Origin of the sequence: Microbacterium sp. zg-Y818 (assembly GCF_030246905.1) — a bacterium.
Classification (GTDB): domain Bacteria; phylum Actinomycetota; class Actinomycetes; order Actinomycetales; family Microbacteriaceae; genus Microbacterium.
The window spans coordinates 2,764,552-2,784,562 of sequence record NZ_CP126741.1 but is presented as its reverse complement, the minus strand read 5'-3'; the positions used below and the strand labels follow the sequence as shown (position 1 = coordinate 2,784,562).

The following is a 20,011-nucleotide window of genomic DNA, read 5'->3' as shown; positions in this document are numbered from 1 at the left end:
GCCGGCGGGCCCGACCGGAAGGAACACCGTGACGTCAGCCCACGGGTCCGTCGACCCCCGCTTCGCGATCTCCGACGTCGACCGCCGCCTGTTCGGCGGCTTCGTCGAGCATCTCGGTCGGCACATCTACGACGGCATCCATGAACCCGGTCACCCCTCCGCCGACGCCGACGGCTTCCGCACCGACGTGATCGAGCTCGTCAAGGAGCTCGGCGTCTCGACGATCCGCTACCCCGGAGGCAACTTCGTCTCGGGCTACCGGTGGGAGGACGGCATCGGCCCGGTCGACCAGCGCCCTCGCCGCCTCGACCTCGCCTGGCATTCCACCGAGACCAACGAGGTGGGACTTCACGAGTTCTCGGACTGGCTCGACAAGGTCGGCAGCGACCTCATGCTCGCCGTCAACCTCGGCACGCGCGACACCCAGGAGGCCCTCGACCTGCTGGAGTACGCCAACGTCGACGCCGAGACCGAGTGGACGCGCCAGCGTCGCGCGAACGGTCGCGACGAGCCCTTCGCGGTGAAGATGTGGTGCCTGGGCAACGAGATGGACGGCCCGTGGCAGCTGGGGCACCGCAACGCCGACGATTACGGCAAGCTCGCCTCCCGCACCGCCAAGGGCATGCGCATGGTCGACCCCGGCATCGAGCTGGTCGTCTGCGGCTCGTCCGGCAGCGGCATGCCCACGTTCGGGTCGTGGGAGCGCACCGTGCTCGAGCACACCTTCGACGACGTGGACTTCATCTCGTGCCACTCGTACTACCAGGAGATGGGCGGCAACGCGCAGGAGTTCCTCGCCTCGGGTGTCGACATGGCGCGCTTCATCGAGTCGGTGATCTCGATCGCCGACGCGGTGGCGGCGACGAAGAAGAGCGACAAGCGCATCATGATCTCGTTCGACGAGTGGAACGTCTGGTATCTCCACGCCGAGGACGGCGGTCAGAACGACAAGCCCCGCGAGCCCGGATGGCCGGTGGCCCCGCGACTGCTCGAGGATCAGTACCACGCACTGGATGCCGTCGTCTTCGGCGACCTCATGATCACGCTGCTGCAGCACGCCGACCGGGTGCGCTCGGCATCCCTCGCGCAGCTGGTGAACGTGATCGCCCCGATCATGACAGAGCCCGGCGGCATCGCCTGGCGCCAGACCACGTTCTTCCCGTTCTCGATCACGTCGCGCTTGACCGGCGACCGGGTGGTGCGGGTGCCGGTGACGGCGGGCACGTTCACGAGCGAGCGCTTCGGCGAGGTGGCTGCGGTCAACGCGGTGGCCACCGTCGATGACGAGGGTGTGAGCCTGTTCGTGGTGAACCGCTCGACGACCGACGCCGCCGACCTGCGGCTGGACCTCGCCGCCGTCGCCGCGCAGTTCGGCCGTCAGCTGCAGGTGACCGAGTCGCACCTGCTGCACGAGGACGACATGTACGCCGCCAACACCCTCGAAGAGCCCGAGCGGGTCGGCGTGCGGCCTCTCGACGGCCTCTCGCTCGACGGGGATGCGCTCACCGCGAGCCTGCCGCCGGTGTCGTGGGTCGCGGTGCGCCTGGCGTGACGGCCCGCGCGTAGGGGAACCCCCGGCGTAGGACGGATCGCCCCCGTTCGTCCTACGCCGGCCACATCCCCTCCGGTCACGACCTCGACCGCCGACGGCGGCGTCGGACGCTTGCGGAAAGCGTCTTCCGATGCCAGGATGAGATGACGGAAAGCGCTTACCCGTATAAGAGCGCAGAGAAGCGCCGAGCAGAAGGAACAACAGTGTCAGAGACGACCACCCTGGACGCCCCCGCAGTCGCGACCACTCCGCAGGTGCGTGAGATCGGCATCATCATGAACGGCGTCTCGGGCCGCATGGGATACCGCCAGCACCTCGTGCGCTCGATCCTCGCGATCCGCGAGCAGGGCGGCATCGAGCTTCCCGACGGCTCGAAGATCACGGTCAAGCCGCTGCTGGTCGGACGCAGCGAGCCCAAGCTCGCCGAACTCGCCGCCCGCCATGGCATCGAGGACTACACGACCGACCTGGATGCCGCGCTGGCCGATTCCCGCTGGGAGATCTACGCCGACTTCCTCGTCACCAAGGCGCGCGCGTCGGCCCTGCGCAAAGCCATCGCCGCCGGCAAGACGATCTACACCGAGAAGCCCACCGCCGAGTCGGTGGAGGAGGCCCTGGAGCTGGCGAAGCTCGCCGCCGAGGCCGGCGTCAAGACCGGCGTGGTGCACGACAAGCTCTACCTGCCCGGCCTGCAGAAGCTCAAGCGCCTCATCGACTCCGGGTTCTTCGGCCGCATTCTCTCGGTGCGGGGCGAGTTCGGCTACTGGGTGTTCGAGGGCGACTGGCAGCCCGCGCAGCGCCCCAGCTGGAACTACCGCGCCGAGGACGGCGGCGGCATCATCGTCGACATGTTCCCGCACTGGAACTACGTGCTGGAGAACCTCTTCGGCGAGATCAAGAGCGTCTACGCCCAGGCGGCCGTGCACATCGCCGACCGCTGGGACGAGAACGGCGAGCACTACACCGCCACGGCGGAGGATGCCGCGTACGGCGTCTTCGAGCTCGAGGGCGGCGTCGTCGCCCAGATCAACTCCAGCTGGACCACCCGAGTCAACCGCGACGAGCTGGTGCAGTTCCACGTCGACGGCACGCACGGCTCGGCCGTGGTCGGTCTCTTCGGTGCGAAGATCCAGCACCGCAACGCCACGCCCAAGCCGGTGTGGAACCCCGACCTCGCCGACGATCACGACTACGACGCCGACTGGGCGGATGTTCCGACCAACGACGTCTTCCAGAACGGGTTCAGGCAGCAGTGGGAGGAGTTCCTCGTCTCCTACGCGACCGGCACCGACTACGCCTTCGACCTGCTCGCGGGCGCCCGCGGCGTGCAGCTGGCCGAGGCGGGACTGCGTTCCAGCAGCGAAGGCCGCAAGGTCGAGCTGCCCTCCCTCACCCTGGAGTGACGATGAACCTCACCCTCCTCGGCGCCGACGGCGCCGTGCACTCGGCGGACCTGCTCTCGGCCCCCGGCTACGCCAAGCCCACCGGCCCGCTGCAGAGCCGGGTCGCGTACGCCGCCGCGCATGTGATCCCGGTGACCTGGGGGGACAACACCCCGGGGCGTCCTGCCGAGATCGACTGGGATGCCACCCTCGACTTCCGCCGCAGCGTGTACTCGTGGGGGCTGGGCGTCGCCGACGCCATGGATACCGCGCAGCGCAACATGGGGCTGGATGCCGCAGCCACCCGTGAGCTCATCGCCCGCTCTGCCGAGGTCGCCCGCGAAGAGGGCGGGTCGGTCGTCGTCGGCGTCAACACCGACCACATCGACGCGGAGTCCTTGTCGATCGACGAGATCATCGCGGCCTACCTCGAGCAGCTGCACTTCACCGAGGAGCAGGGCGCCGGCCCCGTGCTCATGGCCAGCCGTCACCTCGCGCGTGCGGCCGAGTCCGCCGACGACTACCGCCGGGTGTACGGCGCGGTGCTGCGGGCGGCGTCGGCTCCGGTCGTGCTGCACTGGCTGGGGACGGCGTTCGACCCGCAGCTGGCCGGCTACTTCGGGTCGACCGACTGGCGCGCGGCATCCGATGTGCTGCTGCAGATCATCGGCGAGAACGTCGACAAGGTCGCGGGCGTCAAGATGAGCCTGCTGGATGCCGCGTCCGAGGTGTCGGTGCGCGAGCGCCTTCCAGAGGGCGTGCGCATGTTCACCGGTGACGACTTCAACTACGTCGGCCTCATCGGCGGGGCCGACGTGCCCGAGGCCCCCCAGCCGCAGCGCGACCCGGCGAGCCCGCGGCAGCACTCCGACGCCCTGCTCGGCGCCTTCGCCGCGCTCACCCCCGTGGCATCCGCCGCCATCCAGGCGCTCGACGCCGGGGACCCGGCGCGCTACCTCGAGATCCTGGCGCCCACCGAGGAGCTCAGCCGGCAGGTGTTCGCCGCGCCGACCTTCTATTACAAGACCGGCGTCGCCTTCCTGTCGTGGCTCAACGGCCACCAGAGCGCGTTCCAGATGGTCGGCGGCCTTCACTCCGCCCGCAGTCTGCCGCACCTGTCGCGCATCGTCGAGCTCGCCAACGCCGCGCACGCGCTCGAGCAGCCGGAGCTGGCCCAGGAGCGCTGGCACGGCATGCTGCGTATGAACGGGGTGTCGGCATGACCGCGCCCGACCCCCGCCTGTCGATCAACCAGGCGACGATCAAGCACGCCGATCTCGCGACCGCCCTGCGGGTCACGGCCGAAGCCGGGGTGCAGGCCATCGGGCTGTGGCGGGAGCCGGTGAACGAGGTGGGTCTCGCGACCGCCGCGCAGATGCTCGCCGATTCGGGGCTGCGCTTCACCACGCACTGCCGCGGCGGCTTCTTCACCATGCCCGAGGGTCCCGCGCGCCGCGCGTCGATCGATGACAACCGGGTCGCGATCGACGAGACCGCCGCCCTCGCCGCCGCCGGCGCCGAGGGCTCCACCGCGGTCCTCGTGCTCGTGGCCGGGGGCCTGCCGGACGGCTCGCGCGACATCGCCGGTGCGCGGGAGCGCGTGCGGGACGCGATAGGAGAGCTGGTGCCGCACGCGGCCGCCGCAGGGGTCACCCTCGCGATCGAGCCCCTGCACCCGATGTTCGCCAGCGACCGGTGCGTCGTGTCCACGCTCGGGCAGGCGCTCGACATCGCGCGGGACTTCGACCCCGCCGTCGTCGGGGCGACCGTCGACACGTTCCACATCTTCTGGGACCCCGACGTCGAGGCATCCATCGCCCGTGCCGGGGCCGAGGGACGCATCGCGACCTACCAGGTGTGCGACTGGAAGACGCCGCTGCCGGCGGACGTGCTGCTCGGCCGCCACTATCCCGGCGACGGGGTGATCGACTTCGCCGCGCTCACGCGCGCGGTGCTCGAGACCGGGTACGACCGGGACATCGAGGTGGAGATCTTCAACGCCGACGTCTGGGCGACCGATCCGCTCGTCGCGGTGCAGCGCACCGCTGCCGCATTCGGCGACGTGGTCTCGCCGCATCTGCGCGCCGCCATAGAATTTCGATCGTGACCGAAGCCACCGAACGTCTGCGGTCCGGCTCCGCCACGCTCCACGACGTGGCGCGTGAGGCGGGTGTGTCGCTGGCGACGGCGTCCCGTGTGCTCAACGGCTCCACCCGCAAGGTGGCCGACGCTTATCGCACGCGCGTGGAGGCGGCAGCGGAGCGGCTCGGATACAGCGCGAACCTGTCGGCGCAGGCGACGGCGCGGGGCACCTCGGCGATCATCGCCCTGCTCGTCGCCGACATCGCCGACCCCTACTTCGGCGAGATCGCCTCGGGGGTCGCGCAGGGCGCCGACGAGGCGGGGCTGGTCGTGACGGTCGCCATCACCGAGCGCGACGCCGAGCGGGAGGTGCGTCTCGTACGGACCCTGCGCGGTCAGCGCCCGCGCGGGCTGATCCTCGCCGCCTCTCGCACCTCGCCCGATATCGCCCCGGAGCTGCTCGCGGAACTCGACCACGTGGTGGCCGCGGGTGGCCGCGTCGTCTCTCTCGGAGCGGGCACCGACACCGTGCGTGCGGTCATGATCGACAACCGCGAAGGCGCCCGCGCGCTCGGTGCGGCGCTGGCCGAGCGCGGCTACCGCAGCGCCGTTGCTCTGGCCGCGGCGGAAGGCGTGCTCACCAGCGACAGCCGTGTCGCCGGTTTCAGCGAAGGCTTCACGGCGGCCGGCGGCCACACGCCCCGCGTGTACCGGGGCGCCTTCAGCAGGGCATCCGGCGCCGACCTCATGGCCCAGGTGCTCGCCGACGGCGTGGAGCCGGGGACCGTCGTCTTCGGCGTCAGCGACGTCGTCGCCATCGGTGCGATGTCGGCGGTGCGCGAAGCGGGCCGCGAGCCGGGGGCCGACATCGCGTTCGCCGGCTTCGACGACATCCCCACCGCCCGCGACGTGACCCCGGCCCTGTCGACCGTCGCGGTGCCGCTGGTCGAGGTCGGGCTCGAGACCTTCCGCGCCGCGACCGATCCCGATTGGACGCCCCAGCCGCTCCGCCTCGAGGTGAAGCTGCGCGACAGCACGCCACCGCGCCCATGACCGTCGTCGTCGCGATCGACAGCTTCAAGGGCTCGATCGCCGCCGCGGCCGCTGCCCGGGCCGTTGCCGACGGCTGGCTCGACATCCGCTCCGAGCCCGCGGTGCTGCGCCCCATGGCCGACGGCGGGGAGGGCACGCTCGACGCCTTCGCCGCCGCCGTGACCGGAGCGGAGAGGATGCCGGTGCGAGTGACCGGGCCCGACGGCGCTGCGGTCGACGCGTCGTGGCTGTTGCTGCCGCCCACCCCCGACGCCCCCGCGGGGACCGGGGTGGTCGAGCTGGCATCCACCTCGGGGATCGAGCTGCTCGGCGACCGCCGCCTGCCGTGGGATGCCGACACCACCGGCTTCGGCCAGGCCATCGCTGCGGCGCTCGATCACGGCGTCTCGCGGCTCGTGCTGGGCATCGGATCCAGCGCTTCCACCGACGGTGGGGTCGGGATGCTGCGGGCGCTCGGGGCGCAGTTCACCGACGCCGCCGGGCTGCCGATCGCGCCGGGAGCGCGGGGGCTCTCCGAGGTCGCGGCTGTCGACCTCTCCGAGCTGCGCCCACCGCCGCCGGCAGGTGCCCTCGTGCTGACCGACGTCACGAATCCGCTCCTGGGACCCGCCGGGGCGGCCGCCGTCTTCGGGCCGCAGAAGGGGCTGGATGCCGCCGGCGTCGCGACCGCCGACGCCGGGCTCGCGCGCCTCGCCGTGCTGGTCGGTGCCGGTGGCGGTGCCGATGGTGGTGCCGATGGTGGTGCCGATGCTGCTGCCGATCCCGCCGCGCCCGGCACCGGCGCTGCGGGCGGAACCGGGTTCGGTCTCGTCGTCTGGGGCGCCCGGCTCGTGCCGGGGGCGCCCGAGGTGGCGGAGCTGATCGGCCTGCGCGAAGCGGTCGCTTCCGCCGACCTCGTCGTCACGGGGGAGGGGGCGTTCGACGGGCAGTCCGCGGCCGGCAAGGTGCCCACGTTCGTCGCGGCCCTCGCCGCCGAGGCGGGCGTGCCGGTGGCGCTGGTCGCGGGCCGCATCGCCGCCGATGCCGACACGAGCGCGTACGCGGCATCCGTGTCGCTGACCGCCCTCGCCGGGAGCCCCGAGGCCTCGCTCGCCGAGCCCGCCCGTTGGCTGCGCGCCGCCGGCGCCGCGCTGGCCCGGCGCGCCTGACCGTCGCCGGCCCGCCTCACGGTTCAGGCGCGGCCGGCGCTCACATCCAGCGGCGGGACTTGAAGACGAGGTACAGCGCTACCGAGGTCGCCGCCATCGCGAGGAGCGCCAGCGGGTATCCCCACGGCGAATCCAGCTCGGGCATGTGTGTGAAGTTCATGCCGTAGATGGTTCCCACGAGCGTCGGACCGAAGAGGATCGCCGCCCATCCGGAGATCTTCTTGACCTGCTCGCTCTGCTCGAGCGCGGTGTCGGTCTGGCGGTGGGTGACGAGCGTGGCGTTGACCGTGAGCGCGTTCTCGAGGATGGCGCGCAGTGACGCCACCCGCTCGGTGACGCGGATGACGTGGTCCTGAACGTTGCGCAGCTCGCGCTGCAGCTCGATGTCGACACGGTACTTCTCGGCGCCCCGCAGCACCGCTTCGAGCATCTCGGTGAGGGGCTCCGTGGCGCGCTGGAAGAGGATGACCTCTCGCGACAGCTCGTAGATACGGCGGGACAGCTCGGAGCCGGTGTCGCTGAACAGCGAGTCCTCGATCTCGTCGACGTCGTTCTGCAGCCCCGCGGTGACCGGCGCGTACTCGTCGACGACCTCGTCGAGGATCGCAGCCAGCACGACCTGGGGGCCCTTCGCCAGCAGCGCCGGCTGCTGCTCCAGGCGGCGCCGCACGACCGCGAGGTCGGGGACCTCGGCGTGGCGGATGGTCACGACGAAGTCCGGGCCGACGAACACGTGCAGCTCGCCGAACTCCACGGTCTCGGTCGCGTCGTTGTATCGAGCCGGCCGCAGCACGGTGAACAGGATGTCGCCGTAGCGCTCGATCTTCGGGCGCTGGTGGCCGGTGAGGGCGTCTTCGACGGCGAGCGGATGCAGCGAGAACTCGGCGGCCACCTGCTGAAGCTCTTCCGGCGTCGGCCGCAGCAGTCCGATCCACGCCATCCCGTGGTTGTCCTTCATGTGCTCGAAGGTCTGCTCGAGGTTCTCGGGGTTTGGGATCCGCTGCCCCGCGACGTACACGGCGTTGTCGATGATCGGCATCCCGCCAGTCTGCCCCTCCCCGCCCCGGCCGTCCGCCACCGCCCCGCCCCGCCGGCGCGCCTTTTCCCGGTGAAACGACTACTGGCGGACGAGACAGTGGGTGACAACCGCCGTCTCGTCCGCGAGCATTCGTCTCACGGACAGGACAGACGCGGCCGCAGGCGCGGGCGCGGAAGCGGCAGGCCGCCGCGCGACCGCGCGGGGTCAGCCCCCGAGGGCGGCGGCGACCACGGCGCGGGCCTCGGCCTGCACCTCGGCGAGATGCTCCGGGCCGCGCAGCGACTCGGCGTACAGCTTGTAGACGTCCTCGGTGCCCGAGGGGCGGGCGGCGAACCATGCGTGCTCGGTCTGCACCTTGAGCCCGCCGATCGGCGCGCCGTTTCCGGGCGCGTGCGACAGCTTCGCGGTGATGGGCTCGCCGGCCAGCTCGGTGGCGGTCACGGCGTCGGGCGAGAGCTTCGCCAGCGTCGCCTTCTGTTCGGGCGTCGCGGGGGCGTCGACGCGCTCATAGGCGGAGGCGCCGAATTCCGCTTCGAGCTCGGCGTAGCGCTGCGACGGCGTCTTGCCGGTGACGGCGAGGATCTCCGCCGCCAGCAGGCAGAGCAGGATGCCGTCCTTGTCGGTGGTCCAGACGGTCCCGTCCTTGCGCAGGAACGACGCGCCCGCCGACTCCTCGCCGCCGAAGGCGACCGAGCCGTCCAGCAGACCGGGCACGAACCACTTGAAACCGACCGGCACTTCCAGCAGGGGGCGGCCGAGTGAGGCGGCGACGCGGTCGATGATCATCGACGACACCAGGGTCTTGCCGATCGCGGCATCCGCCGGCCAGCCCTCGCGGTGCCGGAACAGGTAGTCGATCGCGACGGCGAGGTAGTGGTTGGGGTTCATCAGGCCCGCGTCGGGCGTGACGATGCCGTGCCGGTCGGCGTCGGCGTCGTTGCCGGTGAGGATGTCGTACTCGTCGCGGCGGGCGAGGAGCGAGGCCATCGCCGAGGGCGACGACGGATCCATGCGGATCTTCTCGTCCCAGTCCAGCGTCATGAACCGCCACGTCGGGTCGACGTCGGGGTTGACCACGGTGAGGTCCAGGCCGTACATCTCGGCGATGAGGGCCCAGTACTCCACCGAGGCCCCGCCCAGCGGGTCGGCGCCGATGCGCACCCCTGCGGAGCGGATCGCATCGATGTCGATGATGGTCGCCAGCTCCCGCACATACTCCTCACGGAAGTCGTACGTTCCGAGAAGAGAGGTGTCGATGTCGGCGAACCGCGTGCGGGTGACGCCCTCGAGTCCCGCGGCGATCAGCGCGTTGGCACGGTCGGCGATCCAGCCGGTCGCGTCGGTGTCGGCGGGGCCGCCGTGGGGCGGGTTGTACTTGAAACCGCCGTCGCGGGGCGGGTTGTGCGAGGGGGTGACGACGATGCCGTCCGCACGGCCCGGGTCGGTGGCATCCAGCGCACGGTTGTGCGCGAGGATCGCGAGGCTCAGTGCCGGGGTCGGCACCCACGCATCGCGGGAGTCCACGCGCACGTCGACGCCGTTGCCCACGAGCACCTCGATGGCGCTGCGCTCGGCCGGCCGCGAGAGCCCGTGCGTGTCGCGCCCCAGGAACAGCGGGCCGGTGATGCCCTGCGCGCGGCGGTAGTCCACGATCGCCTGCGTCGTTGCGAGGATGTGGTCCTCGTTGAAGCTGGTCGACAGCGACGATCCGCGGTGGCCGCTGGTGCCGAACGCGACGCGCTGGGCGGCGATGGACGGGTCGGGCTTGCGGTCGTAATAGGCGGCGACGAGTTCGTCGATGTCGACGAGATCGGATGCTTCGGCGGGCTGTCCTGCTCGGCTCATCCTCCCAGTCTGCCCCCTGTGGGCGATGGGCGCACGCTGACTTGACAGACCGTGCCGGGGAGCAGGATGGATGCCGCGCCCCGCAGGCGTCGTACACGCCAGGACTAGGCTTGCTCCCCGTGACCCCCGAGCCCACCGTTCCCGCCCGTCGCACCTACAGCTATCTGGGTCCGGCAGGCACCTTCACCGAGGCCGCGCTCGCGCAGGTGCCCGAAGCCCGCGACCAGAACTGGCGTCCGGTGCGCAACGTCGGCGAGGCGCTCGCCGACGTGGTGTCTGGGCGGTCGGATGCCGCGATGATCGCGATCGAGAACTCGATCGACGGCGGTGTGTCCACCGCGCAGGACGCCCTGGCCACCATGCCGGGTCTGCGCATCGTCGGGGAGTACCTCGTCCCGGTGAACTTCGTCCTGGTCGCGCGCCCGGGAACGACGCTTGAGGACGTCTCGCTCATCGCGGCGCACCCCGTGGCCTACGCCCAGTGCCTCGGCTGGCTGTCCGAGACGCTCCCCGCCCACGCGCACCTGCCCGCCCCCAGCAACGTCGCCGCCGCCCTCGACATGATCGACGGGTCGAGCCAGGCCGACGCGGCCATCGCGCCCCCCGGCATCCTGGAGCACCACGACCTGCAGCTGCTGGCCCGTTCCATCGGCGACAACCCCAACGCCGTCACCCGCTTCGTGCTCGTCAGCCGGCCCGGCACACTCCCGAACCCGACAGGCGCCGACAAGACGTCCCTCATCGCGGAGCTGCCCGAGGACCACCCCGGCGCGCTTCTCGAGCTGCTCGAGCAGTTCTCCACCCGCGGCATCAACCTGTCGCTCATCGAGTCGCGCCCCATCGGCGACGCCCTCGGCCGCTACCGCTTCGTCATCGATGCCGACGGCCACATCGAGAACGAGCGCATGGCCGACGCGCTGATGGGGCTGCGTCGCTTCAGCCCCCGGGTGACGTTCCTCGGGTCCTACCCACGGGCCGACCGCGCCATCGTCCGCTACCCCGACCGCTACTCCGACGAGGTGTTCGTCGAAGCGCGCGATTGGCTGCGGGGGCTGCTGTCGGGCGAACCCGAGGGCTGACGCCCCCGCCGGCGCGGCCGGTCAGCCGGCGAGGGCCGCAGCGAGCAGCTCGAGCGTGCGGTCGCGACCGGTGGGGGCATCCATCGGCTCGTCCTCGCGCGCCGCGGCGATGGGCGAGACCATGATCTCGTCGACGCCGTGGGCGTGCGCGAGCGTGCGCAGGTCGGATGCCGCCTGCTCGCCGGTGCCGATGATCCAGCGTTCCCGCATCGCGTCGATGAGCGGAGTCATCGCATCATCGGGCGCGGCCGCCAGCGCCGCCTCCACCGTCTCCATCGGACCCATCGGGCGGTTCAGTCGCAGGCGGGCCATCGCCCGCAGCTGCGGCAGCGCGCGGGCATCGGCCTCTTCGGCCGTGTCGGCGGCGACGACGTTGGCGGTGAGGAACGTCACCGGCTCCGGGTGCGCCTCGCTCGGGCGGTACTGCCCGCGGTACAGCCCCAGCGCCCGCTCGAGCCCCTCGCCGGCGAAGTGGTTGGCGAAGACGTAGGGGAGCCCCATCGATGCGGCCAGCTGTGCGGAGTAGTCGCTCGACCCCAGAAGCCACACCTCGGGCGCGCTCACGGCGGCCGGTGTCGCGTGCACGTCGTACGTGCCGCCCGAGGTGAACGTCAGCGTCGCGCCCTCGGGCGACACCAGGGCGAGGATGTCCTCCACGTGCTGCGGGAAGCGCTCGACGTCGCTGGAGGTCCCCGACATGCGCAGCAGTTGGGTGATCACCGGGTCGCTCCCCGGGGCGCGGCCGATCCCCAGGTCGATGCGCCCGGGCGCGAGGGCCTCGAGCGCGGCGAACTGCTCCGCGACGATGAGGGGCGCGTGGTTGGGCAGCATCACCCCGCCGGAGCCGACGCGGATGCGGGAGGTGCGTGCCGCGGCGGCGGCGATGAGCACCGGCGGCGTCGTCGAGCCGACGGACGGCATGTTGTGGTGCTCGGCGAACCAGTAGCGCCGCAGCCCCAGCCGGTCGGCGGTCTCGGCCAGCGACAGGGCGGCGGCGACGGCTTGGGCGCTGGTCTGGCCGGTGCGGACCGGTACGAGATCGAGGACGGAGAGGGCAGGGGCGGGGGTGGGGGTGCTCATCACCTGATCCCAACCGCCGCCCCGGCCGCCTCATTCCCGGGGTGGCCGCCGACCGCTCACCTCAGCACCAGCAGCGCGGACAGCGACGCGGACGGTGCGAATCCTGTCCCGGTGAACTCGGCGCGCAGCAGATGGATGCCGCGGGGGAGCCGGGGGAGGGTGATCGCCGCACGGCCGTCGTCGGCGGCGGTGAGTTCGATCGTGGCGAGGGGCCGGCCGTTGTCGGTCACCGCGACCGTGCCGACCGGGGTGGAGCCGCCGACGGCGCTGACCGCGACGGTGTACGTCACGGGGGTGTCGCCGGAGACGAGCAGGCGGCTCGTGGCGGCCCGGGTGACGGTGGCCGCGGGGCGCAGCTGCGCCCTCGTCGTCGTTCCGACCTCGCTGGTGTTCCCCGCCGCGTCGGTCGCCCGGTACGACAGGGTGGAAGCCCCGTCGAGCCGCACCGGGGCGCGGTAGGGCGTCCAGTCCACGATGGTGCGGTCCTTCTTGGTGACGCGGTACTCGACCGTCGCCACCCCGGAGGTCTCGTCCGCCGCCGTCAGCGTGACCCGGCGCTGGTGGTCGAGGCCCGTCTGCACGCTCGGAGCAGTGGCATCGATGCGGCCCGACCAGGAGACGACCTCGCTGACGTTGCCCGCCGTGTCGGTGGCGCGCACCGACACGGCGTGGGCACCGTCGCCGTCGAAGCGGATGGGGCCGTCCACCGGCGCCCACGCGCCGCCATCGCGCTGCGCTTCGATGAGCGGCGCGTCGTCGCGGTCATCGGTCGCCGTGACGGTGAGGGCGACGGCGGTGCGGTACCAGCCATCCGTGCCGTCCGGGGATGCCGGCGCGGCGTCGAGGGCGACCGTCGGTGCGACGGTGTCCTCGACGAGCCCGGCCGCGCGGAAGTGGTCGGAGTGCACCGTGAACGAGTCGCCGAGATGCGGCATCCAGCAGGCGTCATTGTGCCGGCCCTCCGGATAGACGGCCCACGTGTGGGCGACGCCCTTGCCGGTGAGCAGGGTGCTCATCGATCGGGCGGCGTCGTCGAAGCGGTACTCGTCGAACTCGCAGGCATCGAAGTAGAGGTCGTACTGCGACAGCTGCTCGGCGGACATCGCCTGCGCCTGCGCCAGCGGCGTCGGCAGGCTCGAGCCTGAGAAGCTCAGCGAGCCGATGTGGGATGCCAGCGAGGAGAAGAGCTCCGGGTGCGACAACCCGAGCGAGAACGCTCCGAACCCACCCATGGAGACGCCGGTCAGTGCGCGGAACGGCGGGGTGTCGAGGGTGCGGTACTCGGCATCGACGAGCGGGACCATCTCGGTCAGGAACATGCTGCGCCACGGCGTGCCGCCGGGCTGATCGGCGTACCAGAGCGACTCGCCGTCGGGCATGATCACGATCGACTCGGCCAGGCCATCGGCCCAGAGCGCGTCGAGCACCGTGTCGATCTCGCGCGGCTCCCATTCCCGGCTGCCGCCGTTGATGCCGTGGAGCAGGTACACCACCGGGTACTCCCGCGCGGGCTCGGTGAGGTAGGACGGGGGCAGGTAGGTGACGAACTCCCGCGCCCGGCCCTCGAGCTGCGAATCGACCGCCTCGCGGAAGAAGCGCGAGCGGTTGCCGGTCTCGAGCAGTGTCGAGGCGGAGAATCGCAGGAACTGCTGCGCAGGGGGCTGGAAGACGTGCGGCTCGCCATCGCGGGTGCCCATGATGGCGCGGTTGGTGTCGACGATGAGGGATCCGTCGGGGCCCTGCACCACCTCGACCTCGCTGTCGGTGAGCGTGAGCCCGCCGGATTCCGCCGCCCAGGCGCGCAGTTCGCGCTCACGGCGCTCCTTCGTGCGCCCGTCGTGGAAGTATCCCTCCTCGAGGGTGGCGACGTAGGCGTCGACGTCGCCGGCGGCGAGAGCCGCGCGCTGCGTGTCGAGCGCCGCCATGACGGCGGAGATCTGCGCCGCGTCGGCCGGCGGGCCGGTGATGCCGTAGACGTTCTGCCTGACGGCATCCTTGGAGTAGATGCCGACGGGGCCTTCGTACCACCCGCCGCCGCCGTTCATGTCGTAGAGGCGCACCGCGAGCGTGTTCTCGCCTCCGAAGTTCGGTGCGGTGGCGGGCACCGGATACAGCCGTTTCTCGAACCACTGGCTGCTTGCAGCGGGCGGCATCGTCCCCGACCCGCCGATGCGCACGCCGTTGAGGAACGCCTCGTCGACGTCGTCGAGGAATCCGAGCGAGGCGACGAGGTTGTTCCCCTCGGCGTCGGCCGGCAGTGTGAAGTCCAGCCGGTACCACGCGAACCCGTCGTAGTCGTCGAAGGGCGACCCGTCGCCGGGCACCTGGATGCTCTGCCACGCGGAGTCGTCGAAGGCGGGATCCGCGTACGACGGGTCGTCGCCGCGGGTGAAGCTCCAGGCCCCCTCAAGGTCGATTGAGACGGTTCCGGCGGCGGGGGCGGGTGCCGCCAGGGCGGGACTCGGCGCCGAGGCGGTCGGCGCGAGCAGGAGGGAGGCGGCGGCCAGCGCGACCGTGCCGATGGCGGTGCGCCGCCGGATGGGGATGAGGGTGTTCACGAGCTCCTACTTCATCGTCGAGCCGTCCGCCCGGCCGCTGTGCCGACGGATTGTGTGCACGTTCACAGCGCCGCAGAGGGGTGTCCTGTGAACGTACACAGAGGGTGGCAGGCGTGCGGGGCGGTGTCAACAGCCCTGACGGCTACGCCGAGTCGCGCCAGACGATCGGGCATTCCAGCAGCTGCCGGCCGCCGCTGCCCTCGCCGCGGAGCTGGCGCAGCACGGCCTCGGCGGCGGCGCGGCCGAGCTCGGTGGCGGGCTGGTGCACGGTCGACAGCGGCGGGTCGCACCGCAGCGCCCATGAGCTGTCGTCGAAGCCGACGACACCCACATCGCCCGGCACCGTGCGCCCCGCGGCGTGCAGCACGTCCAGCGCCCCGGCGGCCACGGCGTCGCTCGAGGCGAAGACGCCGTCGATGTCGGGATGCCGCTCCAGCAGCGCCCGCATGCCGTCCTGTCCGCACGAGAACGAGTACAGCGGCACGCTCTGCACCAGCTGCGGATCGAAGCGGGCGCCGAGCGCGTCGACGAATCCGGCCAGGCGATCGGAACCGGAGTCCCGGTCCAGCGCGGCGGCGATCATTCCGATGCGACGACGACCGGTCCCCCTCAGCCGGGTGGTGATCTCGCGGGCAGCGGCCCGGTTGTCGATCGCGACGTAGGCGGCATCGCCGATGTCGCGCGGGTGCCCCACGAACGCCGCCGGCAGCTGCAATTGCGCCACCGCACGCGTGATCGGGTCTCCCACGCGGGCCGAGACGATGATGACGCCGTCGATGAGGCCGGCGCCGAGGTAGTGCGACAGGCGCTCCACGTCGCGCGGGGTGTCGGCGATGAGGCAGGCCATCTGGTAGTCGGCCTCCGACAGGGCGGCGTTGGCTCCCAGCAGGATCGACCCGATGTTTGGGTCCTCCACGAACTGCGAATGCGGCTCGTGCACGATGAGCCCGATCGCCTGGGAGCTCTGCATCACCAGGCTGCGCGCGGCCCGATTCGGCACGAAGCCCACCTTCGCGATCGCGGCGTCGATCGCGGCGCGCGCTTCGGTGGAGACGTAGGGCTGGCCGTTGAGCACGCGGCTGACCGTGCCGCGGGACACCCCCGCCTCGAGTGCCACATCCTTGACCGTCGCCCGGCGTCGTCGCCCCGTCGCATCCACGCTCACATCGTATGTGCACGCGCACACCCCGCAGTGCACGTGTTGACAGGGCTGGGTGCCGCTCATAATGTGTTCACGTTCACAGGTTCTCAATGCGGAGAAAAGTCGCATCGGGCTGTGCACGTTCACAGATCCGAGGAGACAATGACGCCCCCCGCCCGCCGACCCTTCGCGCACGACGGCATCGCGTTCGGCTGCGATTACAACCCCGAGCAGTGGACGCCCGACGTCTGGGACGAGGACATCGCCCTCATGGCCGAGGCGAAGGTCGACCTCGTCGCCATCAATATCTTCGGCTGGTCGCACATCGAGCCGCGTGCGGGGGAGTACGACTTCACCCGCCTCGACGACATCGTCGCGCGGCTGCACGCCGCGGGCATCCGCATCAACCTCGGCACCGGCACGGCGTCGCCGCCGGCCTGGCTCACCCGCAGCCACCCCGAAATGCTGCCGATGGCCGCGGACGGCACGCGGCGGTACCCGGGCGGCCGGCAGGCGTTCTGCCCGAGCTCCCCCGTCTTCCGCGAGGCCGCCGTGCGCCTGGCGACCGAGGTCGCGCGCCGCTACGGCAACCACCCCGCGGTGGCGCTGTGGCACGTGTCGAACGAGCTGGGATGCCACAACGCGCTGTGCTACTGCGACGTGAGCGCCGGTGCCTTCCGCCGCTGGCTGCGCGAGCGCTACGCCACGCTCGACGCGCTCAACACCGCGTGGGGCACCGCCTTCTGGAGCCAGAGCTACCGCGACTGGGAAGAGATCCTGCCGCCGCGCACGACCCTCTCGACGGGCAACCCGTCGCAGATGCTCGATTTCCACCGGTTCAGCTCCGACGAGCTGCGCGGGCTGTACCGGGCCGAGGCCGATGTCATCCGGGCCCTCAGCGACCGGCCCGTCACCACGAACTTCATGGTCACGGCTCACATCGAGAACATGGACTACTGGTCGTGGGCCGCCGACATGGACGTGATCGCGAACGACCACTACCTCGACGGACGGCTGGCCGACCCGGTCTCGGAGCTCGCCTTCGCCGCAGACCTCTCGCGGGGCCTCGGCGAAGGGGCGCCGTGGCTGCTGATGGAACACTCCACCGGCGCGGTCAACTGGCAGCCGCTGAACACCCCGAAGGCGCCCGGCCAGATCATCCGCAATTCGCTCACCCACGTCGCCCGCGGCGCCGACGGAGTGTGCTTCTTCCAGTGGCGCGCCTCGGTGCAGGGCAGCGAGAAGTTCCACTCCGCGATGTTGCCGCACGCGGGCACCGACTCGGCGCTGTGGCGCGAGGTGACCGAGCTGGGCGGGATCGTCGAGCGCCTCTCCGAGGTCGCCGGATCCCGCGTGGTCGCCGATGTCGCCGTGGTGTTCTCGTGGGAGGCGTGGTGGGCGACCCAGACCGAGTCCCGGCCCAGCCAGTCGCTCGGCTACCTCGATCAGGTGCACGCCGCATACGGGGCGGCCCATTCCCTCGGCCTCACCGTCGACGTCGTGCGGCCGGGGGCCGACCTGTCGGGGTACCGGCTGGTCATCGTGCCCGGACTGCACCTCGTGCGTGCCGACGAGGCCGCCGCGATCACCGACTGGGTGGCCGCGGGCGGCACTGCGCTGGTCACGTTCAACAGCGGCATCGTCGACGCCGAGGACCGGGTGTGGACGGGTGGCTACAGCGGACCGTTCCGTGAGGCGCTGGGCGTGCGCATCGAGGAGTTCGCTCCTGTCGCCGCCGACGCCGTCGTGCATCTCACCGACGGCACGACGGCACGGCTGTGGAGCGAGCGGGGACAAGCCGACACGGCAGAGGTGGTGGCATCCTTCGCCGACGGGCCCGCCGCCGGGCACCCCGCGCTCACCCGCAACGCCTGGGGCGACGGCGCCGCCTGGTATCTGGCGACGCTGCCCGACGAGGCCGCCTACCAGGATCTCATCGCCCGTCTCGCCGCCGACACGGGCGTGCGCCCGCCCGCGCACGTGCACGGCGACCTCGCCCAGCTGGAGCTGGTGCGCCGCCGGGGACCCCAGGCCTCGTATCTGTTCATCGTCAACCACGCGACGGATGCCGCGAGCGTCGAGGCCGACGGCGTCGAGCTCATCACGGGCGACCCGGTGCGCGGTCGCGTCGACGTTCCCGGCGGTGCGGTGCGCATCGTCAGAGAGGAGGCGGCAGCATGACCGCCACAGAAGCCATCACTCGCGCCCCCGACGCCGCACGCCGCTCCCGGCCGCGTCGCGGCGAGCGCCGCAAGGTGCAGCACAAGGGCGCGATCGCGATCTTCACCGGCCCGTTCGGGGTGCTGTTCCTGCTGTTCTATCTGATCCCCATCGGCTACGCGGTGTGGAAGTCGCTCCAGGTGGTCCAGCGCGAGGGCACCTACGGGGCGCCGCAGGAGGTATTCGGCGGGCTGACGCAGTATGCGCTGGTGTTCCAGAACGGCCCCTTCTGGGAGTCGGTCGGCCGCGTGCTGCTGTTCGGCGTCGTGCAGGTGCCGATCATGCTCGGGCTGGCGCTGCTGTTCGCGCTGCTGCTGGATTCGCCCGCGCTGAAGGGCAAGCGGTTCTTCCGCCTCGCCTTCTTCGCCCCCTACGCGGTCCCCGGTGTCATCGCCGCGATCATGTGGGGCTTCCTCTACTCCCCGAACCTGTCGCCGTTCACGGATGTGACGCGCGCCATCGACTTCCTCTCGCCGGAGATGGTGCTGTGGTCGATCGCGAACGTGGTGACGTGGGTGTTCGTCGGCTACAACATGCTCATCATCTACTCGGCCCTGCTGGCGATCCCGTCCGAGGTGTACGAGGCGGCGCGCCTGGACGGTGCCGGGCAGATCCGCATCGCGTGGTCGATCAAGATCCCGATGGTCGCCCCGGCGATCGTGCTCACGGCGGTCTTCTCCATCATCGGCACGCTGCAGCTGCTGGCAGAGCCGCAGGTGTTCCGCTCGTTCAGCTCGGCGGTCTCGTCCGGGTTCACCCCGAACATGCTCATCTACGCCACCAGCTCCGTCCCCAACACCCAGCTGGCGGCGGCGTTCTCGGTTGTGCTCGCGCTGGCGACGTTCGCCCTGTCGTTCACGTTCCTCAAGTCCACCCAGCGGAAGGCCGCGCAATGAGCATGCTCACCCGTACCCGCGGGGCCACCGCGGACGATCTCGCCCCCGCCCGTTCGCGGGGTGCGCGCGAGAGCATCTTCTCCCGCGGTGCGGCGCTGCTCGTGATGGGGGTGTTCACCCTCTACTTCGTGGTGCCCATCTGGTGGCTGTTCATCGCATCCACCAAGGACCGCGGCGACCTGCTCACCACCCCCGCCCTCTGGTTCGCGGAGTGGAACTTCTTCACCAACGTCGGGGACCTCATCTCCTACGGCGACGGGATCTACTTCCGCTGGCTGCTCAACAGCATCGGCTACGCCGTCGTCGGCGCGCTGCTGGCGACCGTGTTCGCGGCGATGTGCGGCTACGCGCTGGCGAAGTACCGGTTCCCGGGGCGGGAGCTGTTCTTCAACGTGGTGCTCGGCGGCGTGCTGGTGCCGGCGACCGCGCTCGCGCTGCCGCTGTTCCTGCTGTTCAGCCAGGTGAACCTGACGAACACCTACTGGGCGGTGCTGCTGCCGAGCATCGTCAGTCCGTTCGGCGTCTATCTGAGCCGCATCTACGCCGCATCGTCGGTGCCCGACGAGCTCATCGAGGCCGGGCGCATCGACGGGGCCGGCGAGGTGCGCACGTTCTTCACCGTGTCGGTGCGACTGATGACCCCGGCGCTGGTGACGGTGTTCCTGTTCCAATTCGTGTCGATCTGGAACAACTTCTTCCTGCCGCTGATCATGCTGCGCAGCGCGGAGCTGTTCCCGATCACGTACGGGCTCTACTCCTGGAACACCCAGCTCAATCAGATCCCCGAACTGCGCACCTACGTGCTCACCGGCTCGTTCCTGTCGATCGTGCCGCTCATCGTCGCTTTCCTGCTGCTCCAGCGGTTCTGGCGCAACGGACTGGGCAGCGGCTCGGTCAAATGACCTCCGGAGGGCTGCGGCCCGCCGGTTCCCTGTA

The 20,011-nt window shown here is 71.1% G+C and carries 15 protein-coding genes; 10 read left to right on the top strand and 5 right to left on the bottom strand.

Annotated features, from left to right (window positions below):
- The first annotated feature begins 28 nt into the window (after positions 1-28).
- The 6 genes from arfA (at position 29) to QNO21_RS13170 (ending at position 7,217) form a co-directional block, all read left to right on the top strand.
- Complete coding sequence (arfA, locus tag QNO21_RS13195; protein WP_257518282.1) at positions 29-1,552, top strand: arabinosylfuranosidase ArfA; 1,524 nt, start codon at positions 29-31, stop codon at positions 1,550-1,552.
- Positions 1,553-1,827: 275 nt separating this feature from the next.
- A complete protein-coding gene (locus QNO21_RS13190; protein WP_257518398.1) occupies positions 1,828-2,955 on the top strand; it encodes a Gfo/Idh/MocA family protein in 1,128 nt (375 codons plus the stop codon).
- Between the two features lie 2 nt (positions 2,956-2,957).
- Positions 2,958-4,157 carry a dihydrodipicolinate synthase family protein gene (locus QNO21_RS13185; RefSeq protein WP_257518281.1) on the top strand — a complete coding sequence of 400 codons (1,200 nt, stop codon included), beginning with the start codon at positions 2,958-2,960 and terminating at the stop codon, positions 4,155-4,157.
- On the top strand, positions 4,154-5,041 hold the full coding sequence (locus QNO21_RS13180; RefSeq protein ID WP_257518280.1) for a sugar phosphate isomerase/epimerase family protein: 888 nt from the start codon (positions 4,154-4,156) through the stop codon (positions 5,039-5,041). Before QNO21_RS13185 ends, QNO21_RS13180 begins: the two co-directional genes overlap by 4 nt.
- Complete coding sequence (locus QNO21_RS13175) at positions 5,038-6,069, top strand: LacI family DNA-binding transcriptional regulator (RefSeq protein WP_257518279.1); 1,032 nt, start codon at positions 5,038-5,040, stop codon at positions 6,067-6,069. The genes QNO21_RS13180 and QNO21_RS13175 overlap by 4 nt, the downstream gene beginning before the upstream one ends.
- The gene (locus QNO21_RS13170) at positions 6,066-7,217 is read left to right on the top strand and encodes a glycerate kinase (protein ID WP_257518278.1); all 1,152 of its coding nucleotides are present in this window, start codon (positions 6,066-6,068) and stop codon (positions 7,215-7,217) included. The genes QNO21_RS13175 and QNO21_RS13170 overlap by 4 nt, the downstream gene beginning before the upstream one ends.
- A 40-nt stretch (positions 7,218-7,257) precedes the next feature.
- Here the strand turns inward: QNO21_RS13170 and QNO21_RS13165 are convergent, their stop codons facing one another.
- Complete coding sequence (locus tag QNO21_RS13165; RefSeq protein ID WP_257518277.1) at positions 7,258-8,256, bottom strand: magnesium and cobalt transport protein CorA; 999 nt, start codon at positions 8,254-8,256, stop codon at positions 7,258-7,260.
- 204 nt (positions 8,257-8,460) lie between these two features.
- A complete protein-coding gene (pgm, locus tag QNO21_RS13160; RefSeq protein ID WP_257518276.1) occupies positions 8,461-10,101 on the bottom strand; it encodes a phosphoglucomutase (alpha-D-glucose-1,6-bisphosphate-dependent) in 1,641 nt (546 codons plus the stop codon).
- A 119-nt stretch (positions 10,102-10,220) separates the two neighbouring features.
- On the opposite strand from pgm, the gene pheA reads away from it, so the two are divergent.
- On the top strand, positions 10,221-11,180 hold the full coding sequence (pheA, locus tag QNO21_RS13155; protein WP_257518273.1) for a prephenate dehydratase: 960 nt from the start codon (positions 10,221-10,223) through the stop codon (positions 11,178-11,180).
- 21 nt (positions 11,181-11,201) lie between these two features.
- Here pheA and QNO21_RS13150 read toward each other — a convergent pair whose 3' ends face one another.
- The 3 genes from QNO21_RS13150 to QNO21_RS13140 all read right to left on the bottom strand — a co-directional run bounded on the left by QNO21_RS13150 (position 11,202) and on the right by QNO21_RS13140 (position 15,977).
- Positions 11,202-12,260 (bottom strand): LLM class flavin-dependent oxidoreductase, encoded by a 1,059-nt coding sequence (locus QNO21_RS13150; RefSeq protein WP_257518272.1) that lies wholly within the window; start codon positions 12,258-12,260, stop codon positions 11,202-11,204.
- A 56-nt stretch (positions 12,261-12,316) separates the two neighbouring features.
- Complete coding sequence (locus QNO21_RS13145; RefSeq protein WP_257518271.1) at positions 12,317-14,818, bottom strand: OmpL47-type beta-barrel domain-containing protein; 2,502 nt, start codon at positions 14,816-14,818, stop codon at positions 12,317-12,319.
- A gap of 142 nt (positions 14,819-14,960) precedes the next feature.
- On the bottom strand, positions 14,961-15,977 hold the full coding sequence (locus tag QNO21_RS13140) for a LacI family DNA-binding transcriptional regulator (RefSeq protein WP_257518270.1): 1,017 nt from the start codon (positions 15,975-15,977) through the stop codon (positions 14,961-14,963).
- Between the two features lie 144 nt (positions 15,978-16,121).
- Between QNO21_RS13140 and QNO21_RS13135 the strand changes: the two genes are divergently transcribed.
- The 3 genes from QNO21_RS13135 to QNO21_RS13125 are packed head-to-tail and all read left to right on the top strand — an operon-like array spanning position 16,122 to position 19,977.
- Positions 16,122-18,140 carry a beta-galactosidase gene (locus QNO21_RS13135; RefSeq protein WP_257518269.1) on the top strand — a complete coding sequence of 673 codons (2,019 nt, stop codon included), beginning with the start codon at positions 16,122-16,124 and terminating at the stop codon, positions 18,138-18,140.
- A complete protein-coding gene (locus QNO21_RS13130; RefSeq protein ID WP_257518268.1) occupies positions 18,137-19,075 on the top strand; it encodes a carbohydrate ABC transporter permease in 939 nt (312 codons plus the stop codon). Before QNO21_RS13135 ends, QNO21_RS13130 begins: the two co-directional genes overlap by 4 nt.
- Positions 19,072-19,977, top strand: coding sequence for a carbohydrate ABC transporter permease (locus QNO21_RS13125; RefSeq protein WP_257518267.1), 906 nt, complete (start codon positions 19,072-19,074; stop codon positions 19,975-19,977). Before QNO21_RS13130 ends, QNO21_RS13125 begins: the two co-directional genes overlap by 4 nt.
- Positions 19,978-20,011: the final 34 nt, after the last annotated feature.